The sequence below is a fragment of the Sphingorhabdus sp. genome (assembly GCF_035329025.1).
Lineage (GTDB): Bacteria > Pseudomonadota > Alphaproteobacteria > Sphingomonadales > Sphingomonadaceae > Sphingorhabdus_B.
The window spans coordinates 31,881-50,305 of the sequence record NZ_DAOLHN010000023.1 but is presented as its reverse complement, the minus strand read 5'-3'; the positions used below and the strand labels follow the sequence as shown (position 1 = coordinate 50,305).

Below are 18,425 nucleotides of genomic sequence, written 5' to 3'. Positions count from 1 at the left end.
GAATATGTGATCGACTATCTGGTACAGAGCTTTCCCGTCCGGTTGATGCAGGTCTTTGTCGATGAAAATGGCGAAGCCCGTTCCGAGCCAATGAGCGATGCCGACGGCAATCCGGTCCGCTGCCGTGCCGCCGTCGCAGCCCGTGACGCGATGATCGAGCGGCTGTGTGCGCTTCCGCCTGTAGCAACCGCGATTGATGCCATCATCGAACGCTTCGGTGTCGATGCAGTGGCCGAGGTCACGGGACGTTCGCGGCGGTTGGTGGTCGGAACCGACGGTAGTCAAAAGCTGCAGTCGCGTTCGTCCCGCTCCAATGTCCTCGAAACCCAGGCCTTCATGGATGGCGACAAGCGTATCCTCGTCTTCTCCGATGCGGGGGGCACGGGACGCAGCTATCATGCCGATCTGCATGCGAAGAACCAGGAGCGCCGGATCCATTTCCTGCTCGAGCCGGGCTGGCGCGCCGATGCAGCCATTCAGGGACTTGGCCGCACCAACCGGACCAATCAAGCGTCAGCGCCTCTATTCCGGCCCGTCACGACCGATGTTCGGGGCGAAAGGCGCTTCATTTCGACGATAGCGCGCCGTCTCGACAGCCTTGGCGCGCTCACTCGCGGTCAGCGCCAAACGGGCGGGCAGAACCTGTTCAATCCGGCCGACAATCTCGAGAGCATTTACGCGAAAGACGCACTCACTCGCTGGTTCCACTTGCTCTACCAAGGCAAGCTCGACGCCGTCAGCCTGGACCGATTCCAAAAGCTGTCGGGTCTCAGAATCGAGGCCGAAGGTGGCGGATTGCTAGACGAGCTGCCGACCATTCAGCGCTGGCTCAATCGCATCCTCGCCTTTCCGATCCAGTTGCAGAACGGCATTTTCGATGAATATCTGGGCCTAGTTGAAGCGCGTGTCGATGCGGCGCGTGTCGCAGGGACGCTTGATCTTGGCGTCGAAACAATCCCTGTCGAGGATTATCAAATACTCACAGATCAAGTCCTGCGCATCGACGCTGCATCGGGTGCCACGACGCATTTGCTCGAGATCGAGATTGCCCGCCGCCAGCGACCGCTCGGCCTTGAAGACCTTACCAAAATCCACGATCTAGGCCATGCTCATACCCGTCCGATGCAAAACCAGCGTTCGGGGCGCGTCGCGCTGGCCGTGCGCGCACGCGGGCTTCTCACCGATGACGGCGAGCGTATCGAACGATTTGAACTCGTCCGGCCCTTGCGCGCCGAATATCTGACATCCGGACAGCTTGCCGAGAGCAATTGGCAACCGGTCGGGCGCGAGCAGTTTGAGAATGATTGGCGGGCCGAAACCGCCGAAGCGCTGGCGTCGCCAAAACGCGAGCGGCTGCATCTTGCGACCGGCCTATTGCTGCCGATCTGGGACAAGCTTCCGGGCGACTATGTCAGAGTGAGCCGGATCGCGGCGAAGGATGGCCGTTCACTGCTGGGGCGCGAGATCGGCATGGGCGACATTCCAGAGTTGGCGGCGGCCTTGGGCACAGACCTGCCTCAAGCAATCGCGCCAGCCGAGCTTGCTTCGCTAGTCATGCGGACTGGAAAGCCTTTGCTGCTCCTGGGTGTCGAGCCGCTGACCGTCAAGCGCTCGCTCGTCAATGGAAGTCAGCGTCTGGAACTGTCAGGCTGGTCGGCGGAGAGGCTGGATTGGTACAAAGCGAAAGGCTGCTTCACCGAGATCATTCGTTATCAGACGCGGCTCTTTCTGCCATGCGCAGATGCGGCGTCGATCTTGACTGCTATTTCAAAGCCCCATGTTTGAAGATTGAGCGGATGATATCAGGGGCAGCCAAGTTGGACAGTGGCGACAGTCCGATATGGAGCCTAGATTTCGCTAAGCTGCTCTTTGTTCATTTTACCTGCGCATGGCGGCTTCGTTGGACGATCACCGAACCGACAGAGGCTCGTTCTGCAAAGGACTGGTTCGCAGAACGTCAAAGTAAATACGCCCACCCACATTATCGAATAACTGTGCTTTAACATGGAACAATTGCGATTTATGATTGCAACCGTGCCGTTCACGCAATCGGCAAATCCTAAACCAAAGTGTCGACGCTCTAAGCATACACCATCTTCTTGAACTTTGTTTGAATTGAGCTATCTCGGGTTCTGCATGGCGGGGTTGCCTCCCTGGCTCGCAGGGGACGATCATACATGCTCATACTTCACATTTCGGACATCCACTTCAAAGCGCCAGATTGCCTCGATCCATGGATGGATCCAGACTCCCCAATCCGAACCAGGATGATGCGCGATCTGACGAAGCAGGTCGAGCAAATAGGAGAAGTAGGTGCAATACTTGTGGGCGGTGACATTGCCTACAAGGCCGCGCCAGATGAGTACAAAGCAGCGCGCGACTGGATTCAGCAACTGTCCTCAATCTCCGGCTGTCCTAAGGAGCGCATTTTCGTCGTTCCGGGCAACCACGACGTTGATCGAGCCATGATCAAAGATGGTGTGTCGATCCAGAACGTCCAGCACGCTATCGGCTCGACTGCGCTCGCAAAACGCGAAGCCAAGCTTCGGCAGCAACTCAAAGACGAAGCGGCAGGCCAACAGCTTCTCCAGCCTCATTCAGCATATAATGACTTCGCCGCTCCGTTTGGTTGCCAAATCTGGCCCGCCAAGCCGTTCTGGCATCAGGACATACCTCTGGACGGCGGCGTGAACCTTCGCCTTTACGGGCTCTCCTCCACGTTGCTTTCAGGCCGGGAAGGGCAAGACGACAAGCCCGGCCATCTCTATCTCAGCCCGCTTCAAACCGTGCTCGACCCAGCGCCGAACACCATCAATCTCGCGCTTGTACATCACCCAATTGAATGGCTCGAGGATGGTGAAGACGTAGATGAAGCACTCACCACACGCGCGATGTTCCATCTTTTCGGCCACAAGCATAAGCAACGGGCGGTCATGGAAGCAAATTATGTTCGGCTTGGTGCTGGAGCCGTTAATCCCTCGCGATCTGAAAAGCCCTATGATCCGGGATATAATCTAATCCATCTTGAAATCGAAGGCGCAGGTAAAACCCGTTGTGTTAGAGTTCGACTGCACCAACGTCGTATGCAAGACAATCCGGAACGGTTTGTGGCAATTCAGACCAGTCAAGGCGCAGATGTTTTCGAATCTACCATCTTGATCCCAGAAGAGCCGGAAATTCCGGCGGTCAATGTCCGATCAACGGATTCGACTGTGACGTTAGTGCCGGTGCTCGAAGCCAGCGGCGAGGCCATCGCCGCCCAGGATGCGGAGGCTGCCATGGGCGAGGAGGATACGCGAGACCTATTGTATCGGTTCTGGAACCTCTCCAGCAGCCAGCGGCGCGATATTGCCCAGAGCCTGGAGCTGCTCGAAGAAGGCGAGATGAAGCTACCCGAACCTGAGCGATATGGACGGGCCTTAATCCGCGCTGCCCAACGAAACTTGATAGAAAAGGTGGCGGCCGAAGTCGCCAAACTGGAGGTTTGAGGATGGTAAAGGTTCCGGAAATGAACTCCGATTTCGCCCGCTGGTATGCCGAGTTGTTTATGGATGAGGGCGCAACGCGCGCTGCTCGGTGGAAGGGCGTTGTCGAAACTGCCGCGATTGCAGATCATCGGACTGTCGAGGTTTTGATCCGTCTGGCCTTTGCCAGTATCGCTCCTCCCAGCGGCACAAAAACCGAGGCGCTGGAGGATAAATATAAAGCCGTTCTTGCTGCGATGTCAGGAGGCTCGACTTCCATGGATCCCTCATCGGCGAAACGCGAGCTCCAGTTCCTTTCAGCAGCGGCGTTGGTTCATTTGTTCTCGAGCCTGCCCGATGCCGCAATCGCAGTCATCACCTCCTCATTTGCCGGGCTGCGGTCGCCCGAGCTCCCGATGGACCTTGCCGCAATGGCAAGCACAGCCCTTACGGCCCTGCGGAAGAAAGCCCATACACGCCCGGACGCCAAAGATCTGGAGATTGCGGTACCCAAGTTGAATTTCGAAGTTTCGGAGGAAACAGAAGAGCCGGCGGACGAGGACCAATGGAAACAGGAAATCGAAAGGCTGAGCGATTCGGTCGGCGCAGCACTGGAGCGAATCGTCGAGGCCCAGAACAAGGTTGCAAAACGGCTTTCGCGCCAATTGACCTTTGGCGATGAAGAGCTCCAAATGCTGTGGTGGCTGATGGGCGAGTACAGTAGCGTTGCTGGTAAGCCGTTTTCAAAGGTTGACCCTATGTTCAGGCCACTCGCTTTTGGAAAAGAGCTGGGGGAGCTTGCAGAAATTTCGCCTGGCCCTGCATCTGTTGCTGCGATGCTCGCACGCGCCGGTGTGGGCGACAAGCCGACCACGATCCAAGACGCGATAAACGCGCCCGATATCGGTTGGGCACAGGCCGTCTCTAGCGCGAAAGCAGTTTCTCCGGTCACCACACCGCTCCATTTTGCATTGGAGAAAAGAGCGGAGGTCAACTCAGCAGATGCGTGGCAAGTGAGCTGGGCCGCAATGACAGGGCTGCCTGCCGACACTAAACTTCCAGCGGTGCGCTTGGCCGAACTATTCTATCTTGAACATCTCTTCCTTTATGTCGGCGACTGACCCGATGCTCTCTCAGCAACAGACTTGCAGCAATGCCGCGTGCAGCTTTGGATCGGACAGTAAGTGCGTCGAAGGCTACGCGCTCGACGAGTGCCCACACTTGAGCGCGCCGTCCGTGAAGGACATAGCCGTTGTCGAGGAGCACAAAGTCGAACCCGAGCCCGCCAGAAAAGTGATGTCTCTCGCTGCAGGGCTGGCGCTGCAACGCGCTGACGCATCCGAAATGCAACGCCGACATGTGTCGCGCGTAATTGGGCTGGTTGGTCCAAACGAGTCTGGAAAGACCAGTCTTATTGCCGGCCTCTATGACTTGTTTCAGGCAGGCCCCGTAGCGGGCGTCGGTTTCGCCGGATCAACGACTCTCGTTGGGTTGGAAAAGACATGCCATGATGCTCGCGCAGCTTCACGCCGAACGGCGCCTCACACCGAGCGGACCAGCAGCGGCGCAGATGCCACCTTCTTTCATCTCGACCTCGCCCAAACTTCCGGTAATGTGAGATCTCTGTTTATCGGCAACCGATCGGGGGAAGACTATCTGGCGGCAACTGACCAGCTCGTGCATGCAAACGAATTTTTTGAGCTTCGAAGGGCAGATTGCATCACACTGCTGGTAAATGGCGAGCAACTGGCGGATGGCACACAGCGCCATGAGGTCAAAGCGGCAACACCGCAGATCATCGATGCGCTGATCGAATCCAAAGCTATACGAAAGGGCTGCCGTCTGGCCATCGTCCTCACCAAGAAGGATGCTGTGCTCAAATCGCCGCACGCTGAGCGCGCGCAACGCGAATTCGAAGGCTTGGTGCACGCGATATCGACCGCGCATTCAGCCCATCTCGGCGAAATTCAGCACTTCGTGGTTGCAGCATCCCCAAAAGACAGTGAGCTGGTGCCGAGGGGGGACGGCGTTGGCGATCTTCTTCTCTACTGGCTCGAAGCGCCGACACCCTCGACGGTTCCTGGTCCCGAGCCTCACGCAGGATTTGATCGCATGTTTGATCGTTTTGCCGTCAACCAGGACGGCATCCGATGACTGACCAAACGGCCCATGTTTCAATCATCGGCTTGCCGGCGTCGGGAAAAACAACTTTCCTTGCGGCTCTTTGGCACATGGTTCGGGAGCCTGGCGCATCGACCACGCTTGGCTTCGAGAATCTCAGCCAAGGGAACTATGAGCATTTGAACGCGCTGGCCAAGCGCTGGCGATCGGGCAAGATCCAACAGCGAACTCAACACAGTGGTGCCAAAACTGTCTCGATGAGGCTGAAGGATGAAGGAAATCGACTGGTCGAAGTTTCTTTTCCAGACATGCCAGGTGAGGATTTTGGCAGGATGTGGGAACTTCGAGAGGCGGATCACGGCATGCTGGAAACACTGTCGACCCCAGCAATTGTTTTGCTCGTGAACGGAGACACGATCAAGCATCCTTTGTGGATCGTCGAACAATCGAAGTTAGCAAGTGCAATGGCAAAAGCAGCAGGCAATGGCTTGCCGACTACGCCTGATCCAGAGCCGATTGATTGGAGTCCGGATTTCGCGCCCACGCAGGTGAGGATCGTCGACCTCTTGCAGATGTTGATGTCTGGCGAGTTGAATGTTGGGACACGACGCCTAGCGGTTCTCATATCGGCTTGGGACAAGGTGGCGGCCGAAGAACTTTCGCCTGAGGAACTGCTGGAGGCCAAGCTGCCACTACTCGCCCAATATCTGCGCAACGGTCGCGACCCGTGGACATGGCGCGTTTGGGGGGTAAGTGCGCAAGGGGGCGTGTATGAGGATCCCGACAAGGCTGAGAGCCTTCCCGAGACTGACGCTTTGCGCGAACTGGAGCGCCCTTCGGATCGAATTCAAATAGTAGATGGAGATCAGCTGAGCACCGACATTACCTTGCCGCTCCAATGGTTGATCTGCTGATGGAACCAATTGTCGTCCATCAGGCGTTGCACGGCTATAGCGATGGACACCGGCTCATCTCGAGTTCGCTACCGCTCGATAGCCGTGAATCTCGTATCATGCTCGTGATGAGCGATTTGTCTGGGCCTGGTGTCAAGCCCGAGCGGACTGGCTATCTGACCGGCTACGCGCTGGAAAAGGTCGGCAAATATGTACTCGCGCGAACCTGGGCAGCTCCGGAAATGCCGCGTCCTGGCTGCGTATGGACTCACTCTTTGATTATCGACAATGCTGACCTCGCGACAATGGCATCGGCCCAACCCCTGTTTGATGGGTTCAAACGACCAAGCAATCAGGATGCAGCTTCAGCCTATCGAGTTCCAATAACGGTCCTTCCATCGGCTGTTCCGCAACGGCTGGACGGCTATTTGCGAGCCGGGCAAATCGTCAATGCGCTCTATTCCTTCCCAGAAAAAGCGATCGTCGCCGCATGCGAGGAGCCATTCGAGGACGAGCGACTTGTGACCACAATATGGATGCAGCAATGGCCAAGGCTACGGCGAGCATTCGGCTTCTGCACACTTTCAGGGATGGATCGCGCCGGCAAGGGTGTAGCGCTCGATCTCCAACTTGCGCCGCTAAGCGATCGTCAACTCGCCTCAAAATTCCCAAATGCGATAGCGGCACACGACGTGCGCCCAAACCCTGCTCTTAACCCTCTGCTGATCGATTTAGTGACACCAGCAGGGGGAAGTCTTCGCGATTTCCTCCGGCGTGCGGGCGGCGACGTCGATGGCGGCAGACGCGCAATGGTCCCGCTGTGTCACCTCTACTCGAGCCTCTTCGTCAATGACACGCCCGACCTGGTTGGCGCTGTAGGGGCGCTTGCCAGCTTGGATCAAAATGGGCGTCGACAAGCACGCTCGGTTCGCTCACTCCTTTTCCGAAAGGCGCTGGGAAGCTTCGATGGTCTTGACGATACCGTTTTTGAATTTTTGCTCGACACGCTCAAATCGCCCTCGGCTTTCGGCGAGAAGATTGAGGTAGCCGATAAATTCGGAATTGCGCTCTGGAAGCGGTCGCCCGATCGCTTCCATCAAGCTTTGGTTGAAGACGGACCCCTGGGAGAGCTAGCTGCCCACGCGCTGAAGGAAATGCCAGGTCAGGAAATCATCGCTGGGCTCCGAACGCACGCGTCGCTCATTCCACCGATCGTAGAACAACGACCGGACATTTTGCTTGAGGCCGAATTCTGGCGAATGCCGGACGTCGATGACGAACTCGCATCCAACATACTGATCAAAGACGCTGGCCAAGCAGCCTTGGCCCTTCTTGCCGCTGGCAGAACAGGCCCGGCGAGTATGATCGTACATCATAGCGAACCAGACGCGCTTGTTCGCGCGCTGGAATCAGCAGAAGCCGATCACCAAGCCGTTCAGCTTTGGTTGCGGGCCCTCGCCAACAATCCGGACAAGCTAGGGGCGGTGCTGGCATCCGGCAAAGTCGGGAGGCTTTCCTCCATTGCCGACTTGGCACGCTATTCTAACCCGGACAGTGTCTCCAGCGATCTTGCCGACGATCCATGGCTAACCGCGTTGAAGCATGCAAAAGGGCAATTGAGTCAGTCAGACGAAGAGTTTCTTGCCGCTTTTTTTTGCGCAAGGGCTTTGGGATCCCGCTCGCAATCACCGGCCGAGCTGCTTCGATTTTCCTATGCTCGGGTCTACCGGGCATTGCGAGCGGATCGCTACCGCTATGAAGTGGAAATCATGGTGACCCGGCGCCTTGAAGGAGGCAGTTGGCTTGTTTGGGACAACAGCTCTCGTTTGCGGGAAACCGTGACGCGTAAATTTGTCGACAATCGCCTCGATCCAGACATTTTCGGAAGATTGGCCGATGATGGGAACATGGCGCTCGCGCTGATTGATGAAGCGGCTCAAACTAGCCGCGGCCGCCGATACTTAGGAGACGTTTACAAAAGGCTTAAAAACTCAAACGAGAAGGGGATGAAGGCAAGAGCGGACTACATCGCTAAAAAGATCAAATGACGTTCGATCGGTTGGCCTCCAGAAGGCTCCGAGGCCACGTTTGGTGGTTCCACCCAATCGGTCTCGCGCCGCCAACCAAGGAGGATGACTCAGCACAATGGAAGCTGACGGACCGTCTCCGACAACAAAGCAGCCGCACAGACATACGGTCTGCGGCCGCAAAGGCGGTCATTCATGGGCTCTGCAAATCTGCTGAACGAACGACCGGTTCTGACGATCAAATTCAGAGCGACGAACGGCGGAAATGTTAGCGGAAGCGGTCAATGGTGCAAGATACCCCTATGTCTGAAACTTTATAGCGTCCCACGGCACCAAATTGCCTACGGGCTGGCTTACTTCGTTAGTGACTGCAAAAATCACCGATCTAATTTGCTCTTTTGAATCGGCTTTTCAATCGCCGCAATTGCAAGTTTATCGAGCTTTGCCGTGAAGAACCGCTCGCTCCACAGGTCAATTGAGCGAAGCTCTGCTGGGCGGAGGAACCGGGCAACATCCTCACCCGCCTCCTTCCAGTCGATCTTGGCGATCGTGCTGGAAAGTGCTGCTTTCAGCCATGCGATATCGACGGAAATGGTTTCATCGCCTTTCCAAGGACCTGCCTGAATGAGAGCATTGCGCAAGAGAGCGAGATTGGGCGAGATATCGCGCGAAACATACCAGGAAAAATCGAACCAGTCGCGACCCTTCAAAAAGCCGCGACATAAAAGCGCATGAATCTTGAGCGCAAAATTGGACGGTAGGTCCTGATGGCGCACTTCATAATCCAGGGGGAAATCGAGAAAGCTCGTGGCCTCCCCCGATCCCAAGGGCGGATTGACGTCGATTTCGAGCTTGATCCGGATTGTTTTTCGCCGGTCTTGGCCGACAAAAGACAAGTCCAGCTGATTGGCAATGGAATCATTCTTGATGAGCGCTGCATGGATGGCCTTATCCATCCGGGCAGGCGGCTGCGCCTCCAGCTTGACGCCGAACTCCGCAGCCACTTGCGTGAGCGTGGCCAGATAGGGCGACCAGTCAAAATCAGGGTTTGGTGTACGCAGTAGGAAATCCAGATCTTCGGAAAACCGCGGCAGGCCGTGCAGGATGCGCAAACTGGTGCCTCCCTGGAACAGGGCGACATCGAAAAAATCACTGCGCCAAAGCGCGTAGAGCGCGATTTCCTGGAGGATTTCCTTGACCGCATTTTCTTCTTCGAGCGGATTTGCAGCAGCATAGCGGCGCAGCCGTTCCTTGATCAGATCAATCATTTCGCGAACTCCGTCGGCCAGTTGCCTTCCCGCTCAACAGCGCGTCTTCGAGTTGGTTGAGAAACGCATTCACCGCCTTATGCTTGTAGACGGGCTTCAATGCGGCAAAATCTGTGCGCTTAAGCGCAAACAGCTGCGCTTCGTCGATCCGCATGCCGCTCGTCAGCCAATCGAGGCCCTGCCAAGGCTGCTTGCGCAACGCCATAAGGTCGAGAAGGGCCCGCAAGGGCTGGGCAACAAGAGCAGTCTGTTTGCCGAGGACCACGCGATCGACGCTGGTCAGCAGGCGATATTGATGGATAGCGAGCGGGTGAAAGACAAAGCTGCCGAAGGCTTCGGTTGTATATTCGAGCGTCTTACGGCCCGGCGATACACTGGCAGTCGTAAACACGCTCTCCGGGATCCAGCCATGATAGGAAAGTGCTGTTTCGAATGAGATGTAACTGCCGGGAAGCAGGCTCTGCGCGACAGCAAAGGGATGGACCGGCTCGGCCCGATAGTGAGCTGCGAGCACATAGGTCCCGCGCTTGATGCGGAGCAGCGCTCTATCCTTGATCGCACGGTTGACCAGCCCGTAACGGCGCGCAGCACTCCCGCCAACAAGCTCTGCGAGCTGTCGTTCTGCAAGGATGCGGCCTGCCAATCCCGCCTTTGAAATTTCTTTGACCAAAGCTGTCATAAAATTCTCAATACTTCCACAATATGAAAGGTTCAAGAATTTTATGCTCGTGGCCGATTGTGCTGGGCAAAGTAGGGCCATGGTAGTTCGCCAACTGGAGCAAAGAGGGGAGGGGGCCCTCGAGCAGCTGAGCTCTGGCGTCCGATTGGCGGTGCGTCGGCTCGCACTTCAGGAGAAATCCCATGATCAAGTCAATTCCGTTGAACAAGCTTGTTGCATCCCCTCGGAACGTCCGCAAGCGCTCCGATCCGGTCGCCGATGCCGAACTCAAGGCAAGTGTGGCAGCGCACGGCCTTTTGCAGAACCTCGTGGTTCGCGAAGGCAAGAAGGGCCAATATGAGGTGGAAGCAGGCGAACGCCGCCGCAGGGCTTTGCTCGCGCTTGCGGCAGACAAGCATCTGTCGCGCACACTCCCCATCATGTGTCTGGTTCTCGACGGTGATGAAACGCAGGTTCGCGAAGCAAGCCTTGCCGAGAATTTTCACACGCTCAAGATGAACCCGGCCGATGAAGCACAAGCTTTTGCGAGCATCATCGAAACCGGTGCAACGCCCGAAGATGTCGCACGACGCTTTGGCTTGACCGTCCGCTTCGTCGAAGGCCGCCTGCGTCTGGCATCGCTTGCCCCTGTGGTCTTCGAAGCGCTGGCTGCAGGCGAGATCACGCTCGATATGGCGAAAGCTTACGGGGCAACCTCGGATCAGGCCATCCAGGCGCGTGTCTATGATGAAGTCGTCCAATCCTGCTACCGCGCTTCGCCTGACAGCATTCGCCGCATGGTATTGAACAGTACGGTGCGCGGCAGCGATCCGCGTGCGAAACTGGTCGGGAAGGACGCCTATCTTGCAGCCGGCGGGCGCGTCGACCGCGAGCTGTTCGACGATGAAGAGAATGAAAGCTGGCTCGACGTTGCACTTCTGGAAAATCTCGCAAATGCCAGGATGGAAGAGGCGGCAGCCAGCGTTGCGGCAGAGCAGGGCCTTGCCTGGGTTAAGCCGACACTCGACGTCTATGTGAGCCATGACCTTGTCGAAGGCTTGCACCGCGTTCCCGTACCCCAGCGCGTCTACACCGAAGACGAATTGGCCCGCATCGAAGAGCTCGATGCCGCCTATGACGCGCAAGCGGTCATCCTCGAGGATGAAGATGCAAGCGAGGACGATACAAGTGCAGCGTCCGAAGAAATCGAGCGCATCGATGCCGAAATTGCCGCGATCCGTGACCGTCCGGTCGAGATCGACGCCGACATCAAGCGCGAAAGCGGGATGATCCTGACGCTTGGCCGCGACGGTGTGCCCACGCTCCAGCCGCAATATTTCACTAATGTGCTTGTCGTGAACTCAAGCGAGGAAGGCGCGGTCGAGGTCGTCAGCAGTGGATCGGGTGACAAGCCCGCTCGCGCGGCCATGTCGCAGCGGCTCGTCGACGAACTCGCGATGCAACGCCGCGACGTGCTGGCGCTCCATGTTGCAAGCGATCCCGCGCTCGCCCTCGACCTGTTCGTGTTCATTCTGGCCGACGCGGACACCTACCGCTGGTCTACATCACCGGGCCTTACCATCCGGGGATCGGCTTCATCGGGTCCGGCGCACGGATTTGAAGCGAAGGATGCGGCAGCCACTGCTGCGATCGCCGAACTTCGCGGCGGTCTCGATGAAAGCTGGCGCGCGGGCGACAGCATTGCCGAGCGTTTCGACCTCTTCCGCCGCCTCGACGATGAAGCCCGTTCGGCATGGCTTGGCTGGGTGGTCGGTCGCACGCTCGAGGCGAGCCTCAATGTGAGCGGCAATCGCGGCAATGTCTTCCACGACCATCTGGGGCAATTGACCGGGATCGACATGGCAGCCTGGTGGCGTCCGACTGCGGCCAATTATTTCGACAGGGTCTCGAAAGCCGTGATCCTCGAAGCATTGACCGATGTGGGTGGGCCTACGCTTGCTTCGCGCTTCTCAGCATCGAAGAAAGGTGAACTTGCTGCAAGCGCTGAACGCATCTTCGCCGGCAATTTCATCACCGAAGTTGAGGTTAAGGAACGAGCACTTGCCTGGCTGCCCCCCGCAATGCGCTTTGCCGATACATCTGGCGACAGATCTGCGAACGAAACCGATGCGGAGATCGCAGCAGATGCAGCAGACGGTGCTGAACCGGATGCCGATGGGTCGACCGCCCTAGATCCCGCCATCAATCGGGAAACAACCAACAATGCGGGCGTCGAACTCGCCGCCTGACCTCCTCCTGACAGGACGGGTTTGAGCCTGCGTTGGAAGCGGCTCCCTTGGCAAACATGGGGGCCGCTTCTTCTCATCGCCAAATGGAAAGAGAGGAGAGGGGAGCCTGTGGTCCATGTCGATTGCCGGACTGGTCCGGCCGACATTCAGGAGTTTCCCACATGGCTTATCATTCGAAACGCGCTGGCGTGTCGCCTGCGACCCACATCACCAACCAGATCATCGAGAGGCTCGAGGCTGGCACCAAACCCTGGGTCAAACCCTGGCGTGGTCTCCCTGTGTCGCGCCCTCTGCGCAGTTGCGGCACGCCCTATCGGGGTATGAATGTCTTCTGGCTCTGGATGGTTGCTGATATGTGCGGCTATGCCTCGCCCTATTGGATGACCTATGCGCAGGCGAACAAATTGAACGCGCAGGTGCGCAAGGGCGAGAAGTCGACCATCGCGATTTTCTACAAATGCTATTCCAAGGAGGTCGAGGCGCCCGAAAGCGGAGAAACACAGGTAGAAAGCCGCCGTGTGCTTCGTGCCTATGCCGTGTTCAATGCCGATCAGATCGACGGATTGCCCGAACGCTATCATCCCTTGCACGATCTTACGCTGGTCGAACCGGAGGGGCGCAAAGCTGACCTTGACTTATTCTTCAGCCAGATACCGGCATCACTTCGCCATATGGGCTCCGAAGCCTATTATGAACCGGCCGCCGACCGGATCACCATGCCCTCACCCGAGCTCTTTTCAGGCTTTGACCATTATTATGCGACGCTTGGTCACGAATTGTCGCACTGGACCGGGCATGGATCACGGCTCGACCGTAATCTCAAAAACCGCTTCGGCAGTGCGGCCTATGCCGCCGAAGAACTGATTGCCGAATTGTCGAGCGCGATATTGGGCGCTGAACTCGGACTTCCGGTCACCCATCTCGACAATCATGCAAGCTATGTCGACCATTGGCTCAAGTTGTTGCGCGACGATGACCGCGCAATCCTCACCGCCGCTGCCCGCGCCGAAGAAGCAAGTGCGCTGCTGTTGAAACTCGGTGGCCGCGAATGTGGCCTCGGCGAGGCAGAGTCCGTGGCAGAAGCGGCCTGAATGCGGAGCGTTCATCGACACGAAGATTTTACTATTCATTTGAATGAATATATGTCATTATATTCAAATGAAAGGATGAACCATGGCTACGCGCTTCAAGGTTGATGCACAGGAGGATGCCCGCGTTCTCACCTCTGCTATTGCAAAAATAGCAGATTATTGGGGTCTGAGCACCGCCAAATTGGGGACCATTCTCGGTCTCTCGCAGGCGACCGCCTCGCGGTTGACCACCGGGCGCACTATGCTCGATCCGGCGTCCAAGTCCTTTGAGGCCGGACAATTTCTGCTGCGCTTGTTCAGAAGCCTGGATTCGCTTCTGGGAAGCGACGACGCGGCGGCGCGCCGCTGGCTCCAGACGCATAATCTTGACCTTGATGCCCGGCCGCTCGATCTCATCGACAGCTTCAAGGGCCTATTGACCGTTTGCGACTATGTGGACGCCCACCGCGCTCGCGTCTGAGGTTCGCGCCTACAACGGTCATGTCTGGCGGGTGGTCGAGGCACAGCACCGCATCTCGACCAACCGCTTGGCCGCTTCGCTTGCCGATCAGGCACGGCTTGAGGCGCTTGCGGAAGCCGCCAAACCGGATTTGCCCAAGGCTGCACAAGGTCTCCATTATCTGCTGGCTTCGCCCTTCCGCTATGGCCATCGCACTCCTAGCCGATTTCGTCGTGCCGATGAACGCCCCGGGATTTTCTATGCAAGCGAAGCCGAGGCAACCGCCATTGCCGAGACGGCATATTGGCGCTTGCGCTTTTTCTTGCGTTCACCGGGGTTCGAGCCTTCCTCAGCCACCAGCGAGCATTCAAGCTTCACGGTAGCCGTTCGCTCTGAGCAGGCGATCGATCTGACCTGTCCCCCCTTCGATGCTGAGCAAGCGCGCTGGATCGACCGCAACGACTATGGTGCCTGCCAGGACCTTGCCGCTGCCGCTCGTGAGGCATCGCTCGCTTTGATCCGCACGATATCGGCGCGCGATCCCGAGGCGCGCTGCAACATCGTCATCCTGGAGCCAAGCGTCTTTGGCGGGCGCGATCCCGTGACGCAGCGAACCTGGCATTTGCGCTACGAAGAAGATCGTTTGACAGCATTCGCCGCCTTTCCGGCCGAGGATCAGCTGGTGTTCACAGCCGCCGGGTTCGGATTGGTTGGTCCCGGCTGAAGGGCGCAGACGCGCTTACATGAATTCCTGACGCCTGAGGCGTGCGGCCATCGCCATAGCGAGAGAGGCCCTGGGCCAGCCGCCAGCCCTGCGCAACCCGCCCGGGCAGGCCCGTGTTGCGCTTGTTGCACAAGCGCTGCCCGCGCCAGCCTGCCCTTGGCCGGTTCCCCTTCCGCTGGCGCGTCGGTGCGCTTGCCTGCCTGAAGCTGGCCCTGACGGGCTCTCGCTGGCGGAGAGGCCGCTAGCAGCCAATAGTCAGGAGAACCACAATGCAAACAACTTTTGCCGAGCAACTTGCCGGGCTCGATCTTTCCGGTTTCACCATAAGCCCGCCTCCCGTAACTCAGACCGACTTTCCCTGTGCCGAGGCTGTTGCCCAAACGCTCGAAGGCGTCTGGTCGGATCTTTTTGCACTGTTCAGCGATACAGCGCTTGAAGCCGATGCCGAGGATCTGGGCTGGGGCCTCGTTAATCTCTTTCACCGTGCGGCGGAACGCAAATCAACGAGTGTCGACCGTGCGACCGACGAGGTGCGCGCACTCATTGCTTCGAACGATGGCTCGGAGATACTGACGCATGAACTCGAGACCCAGATCGAACGCGCGCAATGTGCCGAAGCAAGCATGTTGGCACTGGAAGAGATGCGCGAATTTGCAGCAGCCCTCTACATGAACGAGTTCGGATCGTCCTGGAAACCCGTCTCCAGTTCGCGCTTCAACCATGGCGCCATGCTTACCTCGGCCGTGGTGCAGGGTCGCGACTTTTTGCGCGCAAGAAGTGCAGCGAAGAAGCGCGCAGCAATGCCCGAAGGCACCCCCGTCATCTTCGCCGGCGGACGCTGTCGCTTTCCAACCGAGCATGAAGCCAAAAGCTTCGCAACCAATGTCTGGGCCACACTCGACAAAGTGCATGGCACGGTTCCCGACATGGTGCTGGTGCATGGCGGCGACACCAAGGGTGTTGACCGGTTGGCGGCGTCCTGGGCCGAGCGTCGCGGGATTGCCCAACTGACCTTTGCGCTCGACCGGCGACTGGGGGCACGCGCCGGGTTCAAGCGCAACGAGCAGATGCTCTCGCTCGATCCGCGCTATGTCGTCGCCTTTCCTGGAAACGGCGTCCTCGAACGTTTGGTGATCGATGCCAAAGCCGCCCGCGTGACGGTCGTTGACCGCCGCGGTCCGCTTGGCACCTCACCGAAGGCAAGAACCCCCAGATCGGGGTAATGAGCCACCCTCCATTCGCGCCAGCGCCTTTGGGCGCTGGCGTTTTTCTACCAAGAGGGGAGGCATCCTAGGAGCTGTTGAGCCGCTGTGGATGGTCCGTAAATGGGGATGAGTGCCGGACGATTATCTGGCACTTTACCAATGGTTCGACCAGTCGAAAGCGATCTTCGCCGACCCGCGCCACCGGACCTTGCGGTACCATGCCGAGGGCATCTTAATGCTCGAGACGCTCTTTGGGAGCATAATCGTCAATGCCGATGGAAAGCATGTCCCTGTCCGCCTGATTGGCGAGCAGCATGTGATCGAGGATCTGGGTTTCATTCCCAGTTTTGCCGATTGGGGACGCCTCATCGCACCCCAGGCCTGAATGCTCAAAGGGCGTCGTTTGGACCAGCGATCAGATGACACACCGCCGGTGGAGGTTCCTTCAACGCCGTTTCCGATTGCGGCTTGAGGCTTCCCGTCTGCGAACCTGACAGTGTTGACATGAGGAAGCGATGTAAGCCTTATCTGAGGGTGGACCGGGATGGGCGAAAACTGCAAAACGAGGAATGAGACAGCGACAGCTCTTTCCTGAAATCTGTCTGCACCCAGGATCATACCGGCTTTTTGCGAACCGAGGTGAACCAGCCAGCGGTCGGTTGCAACCCGAACTCTGCCGGCCGTGTTGCGGCTAAAGCCGCTGCCCGCACCACCCGACGCTTATCGGGTTCCCCGCGTGAACGCGGTGCAACCGCCCGCTCGCCGTTTCTCCTTTTCTGTTCGCAGCCGGGGATGGTCCCGGATGCAGCATTCAGGAGAAGTAACATGACCAATCTCGTTATCCTCGTCGGCCGCATTTCACGCGACCCCGAAAGCCGCTCAACCCAGGGTGGCAGCTCGATCACCACGATCAATGTTGTCACCGACCGGCCCGCCCGCAACAAGGAGGGCAAGACGTTCAAGGACGAAAACGGCTATACCGTGAAGGATGCCGAATTCCACCGCGTGACCTGCTTCAACGGCCTTGGCCAGAACGTCGCCAAATATTGCAAGAAGGGCCAGCTGGTGAGCGTTGAGGGACGGCTCCATTATTCATCCTGGGAAGACCAGGACGGCGTCAAGCGCTACGGCTGCGAAATCTATGCGGACAAGGTCGACTTTCACACCAAGCCGCGTTCGAACGACAACGAAGACGCGCCGCCGATCGACGAAGACTGATCGGCAAAAACACGTAAAGGCCCCGCTGGCACAAGCTGGCGGGGTCTTTTCTTATGTGCTGGAATTGAGGGCGGCAGCAGGGGCATCGAGCCCCATGCCACCGCCATTCATGGATTAGGCTTTGCCGAGTTTTGTAAGCACCGTATCAATGCCCATCGCGCTGGTGTGCTTTATCAGTTGTCGCAATTTTGCAGCATCGATCGTCTCGGCGCCGCATTCGAGCAGCATTCTTCCCAGTTCGTTTGCTGCATCGGTGCGCAGCTTGGTTTCGCGTGCATCGAGCTCGCTTCGTTGGGCTTGCAGGCGTTTAAGCGCATCGACTGCGCTGGTTTTGGACCGGGCCATAAGATGTCCTTTCGCTGGCCGTTGGTCCCCTCCAATTCAGGACGCTATCCGGACAGGGCGCCTGTAGGAAAATGAAATCTTCAGTGTGGCCTCCACACCGGTTTAATGGAGAGTGGGGGAGGGGCTCTCTCACAATATTCCAAGTCTAATGGGTAGGTCTCGGGACGCGTCAAGGACGACGGGGCCCCACCATTTTTCCGGATGCGGCTCGGCTCTGCCATAGCGCACCCAGAAAAATCGTTGCCCCCATCGCCGCTCGCGCGGCCGCATGTTTCATGCGGTCCCTGACCCGTCCTTCCTGCCCATTGTCCGCATCCTGATGCGAAGCATCACTTTATCATCAGGAGGTTATCATGAACGGTTCACAAGCACTCGAATATACGCAACGCCAAGCCGATGAGCAGGCACTGAAGGCTGCGATGCATTGCGCTTACGCACGCTCCTTTCACAGCTACTTCAACCAATATATTCTGACCGATTTCGAGCGGGGTTATATCGTCGTCGACGAAGGCGATTATGGAGCATTACCCCAGCACCTGGTCGACCGGATTGTCGACTCGGTTCCAAGCCAAATGCTCGACGAGTTTTGAAGAAAATACGCTCAAGGGGAAGTCCATCACGGGCTTCCTCTTTTTTCTTGCTCGCGTGCCAAAGTGATCTTGGCGCTAGCCATTTTGCGAACGCGTTTTACGCGAAGGCAAGGTCCGTTTTGAGAAGAACGCA

18 protein-coding genes are annotated in these 18,425 nt (G+C 57.8%); 14 read left to right on the top strand and 4 right to left on the bottom strand.

Annotated features, from left to right (window positions below; genetic code table 11):
• The 6 genes from PKC81_RS08240 to PKC81_RS08215 form a co-directional block, all read left to right on the top strand.
• Positions 1 to 1,785 (top strand): strawberry notch C-terminal domain-containing protein (locus tag PKC81_RS08240; protein ID WP_324334959.1); only part of this gene is annotated, 1,785 nt, incomplete at its 5' end.
• A gap of 392 nt (positions 1,786 to 2,177) precedes the next feature.
• Positions 2,178 to 3,488 carry a metallophosphoesterase gene (locus PKC81_RS08235; protein ID WP_324334958.1) on the top strand — a complete coding sequence of 437 codons (1,311 nt, stop codon included), beginning with the start codon at positions 2,178 to 2,180 and terminating at the stop codon, positions 3,486 to 3,488.
• 20 nt (positions 3,489 to 3,508) lie between these two features.
• On the top strand, positions 3,509 to 4,585 hold the full coding sequence (locus tag PKC81_RS08230) for a GTPase-associated system all-helical protein GASH (protein ID WP_324334956.1): 1,077 nt from the start codon (positions 3,509 to 3,511) through the stop codon (positions 4,583 to 4,585).
• Positions 4,572 to 5,618 carry a hypothetical protein gene (locus PKC81_RS08225; RefSeq protein ID WP_324334954.1) on the top strand — a complete coding sequence of 349 codons (1,047 nt, stop codon included), beginning with the start codon at positions 4,572 to 4,574 and terminating at the stop codon, positions 5,616 to 5,618. The genes PKC81_RS08230 and PKC81_RS08225 overlap by 14 nt, the downstream gene beginning before the upstream one ends.
• Positions 5,615 to 6,499 (top strand): hypothetical protein, encoded by an 885-nt coding sequence (locus tag PKC81_RS08220; protein ID WP_324334952.1) that lies wholly within the window; start codon positions 5,615 to 5,617, stop codon positions 6,497 to 6,499. The genes PKC81_RS08225 and PKC81_RS08220 overlap by 4 nt, the downstream gene beginning before the upstream one ends.
• Positions 6,484 to 8,526, top strand: coding sequence for a hypothetical protein (locus PKC81_RS08215; protein WP_324334950.1), 2,043 nt, complete (start codon positions 6,484 to 6,486; stop codon positions 8,524 to 8,526). The genes PKC81_RS08220 and PKC81_RS08215 overlap by 16 nt, the downstream gene beginning before the upstream one ends.
• 356 nt (positions 8,527 to 8,882) lie before the next feature.
• Here the strand turns inward: PKC81_RS08215 and PKC81_RS08210 are convergent, their stop codons facing one another.
• A complete protein-coding gene (locus tag PKC81_RS08210; protein ID WP_115548988.1) occupies positions 8,883 to 9,773 on the bottom strand; it encodes a nucleotidyl transferase AbiEii/AbiGii toxin family protein in 891 nt (296 codons plus the stop codon).
• Positions 9,766 to 10,452, bottom strand: a complete 687-nt coding sequence (locus tag PKC81_RS08205) for a hypothetical protein (protein WP_324334948.1) — start codon at positions 10,450 to 10,452, stop codon at positions 9,766 to 9,768. The genes PKC81_RS08210 and PKC81_RS08205 overlap by 8 nt, the downstream gene beginning before the upstream one ends.
• Positions 10,453 to 10,634: 182 nt before the next feature.
• Between PKC81_RS08205 and PKC81_RS08200 the strand changes: the two genes are divergently transcribed.
• The 6 genes from PKC81_RS08200 to PKC81_RS08175 all read left to right on the top strand — a co-directional run bounded on the left by PKC81_RS08200 (position 10,635) and on the right by PKC81_RS08175 (position 16,524).
• Complete coding sequence (locus tag PKC81_RS08200) at positions 10,635 to 12,680, top strand: ParB/RepB/Spo0J family partition protein (RefSeq protein WP_324334946.1); 2,046 nt, start codon at positions 10,635 to 10,637, stop codon at positions 12,678 to 12,680.
• Positions 12,681 to 12,841: 161 nt separating this feature from the next.
• A complete protein-coding gene (locus tag PKC81_RS08195; protein ID WP_324334944.1) occupies positions 12,842 to 13,771 on the top strand; it encodes a zincin-like metallopeptidase domain-containing protein in 930 nt (309 codons plus the stop codon).
• An 82-nt stretch (positions 13,772 to 13,853) separates the two neighbouring features.
• The gene (locus PKC81_RS08190) at positions 13,854 to 14,231 is read left to right on the top strand and encodes an antitoxin Xre/MbcA/ParS toxin-binding domain-containing protein (protein WP_115548984.1); all 378 of its coding nucleotides are present in this window, start codon (positions 13,854 to 13,856) and stop codon (positions 14,229 to 14,231) included.
• Positions 14,203 to 14,934 carry an RES domain-containing protein gene (locus tag PKC81_RS08185; RefSeq protein WP_115548983.1) on the top strand — a complete coding sequence of 244 codons (732 nt, stop codon included), beginning with the start codon at positions 14,203 to 14,205 and terminating at the stop codon, positions 14,932 to 14,934. Before PKC81_RS08190 ends, PKC81_RS08185 begins: the two co-directional genes overlap by 29 nt.
• A 269-nt stretch (positions 14,935 to 15,203) precedes the next feature.
• Positions 15,204 to 16,157 (top strand): DUF2493 domain-containing protein, encoded by a 954-nt coding sequence (locus PKC81_RS08180; RefSeq protein WP_324334940.1) that lies wholly within the window; start codon positions 15,204 to 15,206, stop codon positions 16,155 to 16,157.
• 112 nt (positions 16,158 to 16,269) lie between these two features.
• Positions 16,270 to 16,524 (top strand): hypothetical protein, encoded by a 255-nt coding sequence (locus tag PKC81_RS08175; protein WP_324334938.1) that lies wholly within the window; start codon positions 16,270 to 16,272, stop codon positions 16,522 to 16,524.
• 229 nt (positions 16,525 to 16,753) lie between these two features.
• On the opposite strand, the gene PKC81_RS08170 is transcribed toward PKC81_RS08175, so the two are convergent.
• Positions 16,754 to 16,966, bottom strand: a complete 213-nt coding sequence (locus PKC81_RS08170) for a hypothetical protein (protein ID WP_324334936.1) — start codon at positions 16,964 to 16,966, stop codon at positions 16,754 to 16,756.
• Here PKC81_RS08170 and PKC81_RS08165 point away from each other — a divergent pair.
• On the top strand, positions 16,965 to 17,357 hold the full coding sequence (locus PKC81_RS08165; RefSeq protein ID WP_324334934.1) for a single-stranded DNA-binding protein: 393 nt from the start codon (positions 16,965 to 16,967) through the stop codon (positions 17,355 to 17,357). The two genes, PKC81_RS08170 and PKC81_RS08165, sit on opposite strands and share 2 nt — an antisense overlap.
• A gap of 114 nt (positions 17,358 to 17,471) precedes the next feature.
• Here the strand turns inward: PKC81_RS08165 and PKC81_RS08160 are convergent, their stop codons facing one another.
• Complete coding sequence (locus PKC81_RS08160; RefSeq protein WP_324334932.1) at positions 17,472 to 17,702, bottom strand: DUF6437 family protein; 231 nt, start codon at positions 17,700 to 17,702, stop codon at positions 17,472 to 17,474.
• Between the two features lie 353 nt (positions 17,703 to 18,055).
• Here PKC81_RS08160 and PKC81_RS08155 point away from each other — a divergent pair, with 353 nt between their 5' ends.
• A complete protein-coding gene (locus tag PKC81_RS08155; RefSeq protein ID WP_115548978.1) occupies positions 18,056 to 18,292 on the top strand; it encodes a hypothetical protein in 237 nt (78 codons plus the stop codon).
• Positions 18,293 to 18,425 lie beyond the last annotated feature (133 nt).

Bases quoted from the DNA above. Each gene is read 5' to 3' on its own strand.
- PKC81_RS08235 (WP_324334958.1), top strand. From the start codon at position 2,178: ATGCTCATACTTCACATTTCGGACATCCACTTCAAAGCGCCAGATTGC.
- PKC81_RS08230 (WP_324334956.1), top strand. From the start codon at position 3,509: ATGAACTCCGATTTCGCCCGCTGGTATGCCGAGTTGTTTATGGATGAG.
- PKC81_RS08225 (WP_324334954.1), top strand. From the start codon at position 4,572: ATGTCGGCGACTGACCCGATGCTCTCTCAGCAACAGACTTGCAGCAAT.
- PKC81_RS08220 (WP_324334952.1), top strand. From the start codon at position 5,615: ATGACTGACCAAACGGCCCATGTTTCAATCATCGGCTTGCCGGCGTCG.
- PKC81_RS08215 (WP_324334950.1), top strand. From the start codon at position 6,484: ATGGTTGATCTGCTGATGGAACCAATTGTCGTCCATCAGGCGTTGCAC.
- PKC81_RS08210 (WP_115548988.1), bottom strand. From the start codon at position 9,773: ATGATTGATCTGATCAAGGAACGGCTGCGCCGCTATGCTGCTGCAAAT.
- PKC81_RS08205 (WP_324334948.1), bottom strand. From the start codon at position 10,452: ATGACAGCTTTGGTCAAAGAAATTTCAAAGGCGGGATTGGCAGGCCGC.
- PKC81_RS08200 (WP_324334946.1), top strand. From the start codon at position 10,635: ATGATCAAGTCAATTCCGTTGAACAAGCTTGTTGCATCCCCTCGGAAC.
- PKC81_RS08195 (WP_324334944.1), top strand. From the start codon at position 12,842: ATGGCTTATCATTCGAAACGCGCTGGCGTGTCGCCTGCGACCCACATC.
- PKC81_RS08190 (WP_115548984.1), top strand. From the start codon at position 13,854: ATGGCTACGCGCTTCAAGGTTGATGCACAGGAGGATGCCCGCGTTCTC.
- PKC81_RS08185 (WP_115548983.1), top strand. From the start codon at position 14,203: ATGTGGACGCCCACCGCGCTCGCGTCTGAGGTTCGCGCCTACAACGGT.
- PKC81_RS08180 (WP_324334940.1), top strand. From the start codon at position 15,204: ATGCAAACAACTTTTGCCGAGCAACTTGCCGGGCTCGATCTTTCCGGT.
- PKC81_RS08165 (WP_324334934.1), top strand. From the start codon at position 16,965: ATGACCAATCTCGTTATCCTCGTCGGCCGCATTTCACGCGACCCCGAA.
- PKC81_RS08170 (WP_324334936.1), bottom strand. From the start codon at position 16,966: ATGTTACTTCTCCTGAATGCTGCATCCGGGACCATCCCCGGCTGCGAA.
- PKC81_RS08160 (WP_324334932.1), bottom strand. From the start codon at position 17,702: ATGGCCCGGTCCAAAACCAGCGCAGTCGATGCGCTTAAACGCCTGCAA.
- PKC81_RS08155 (WP_115548978.1), top strand. From the start codon at position 18,056: ATGAACGGTTCACAAGCACTCGAATATACGCAACGCCAAGCCGATGAG.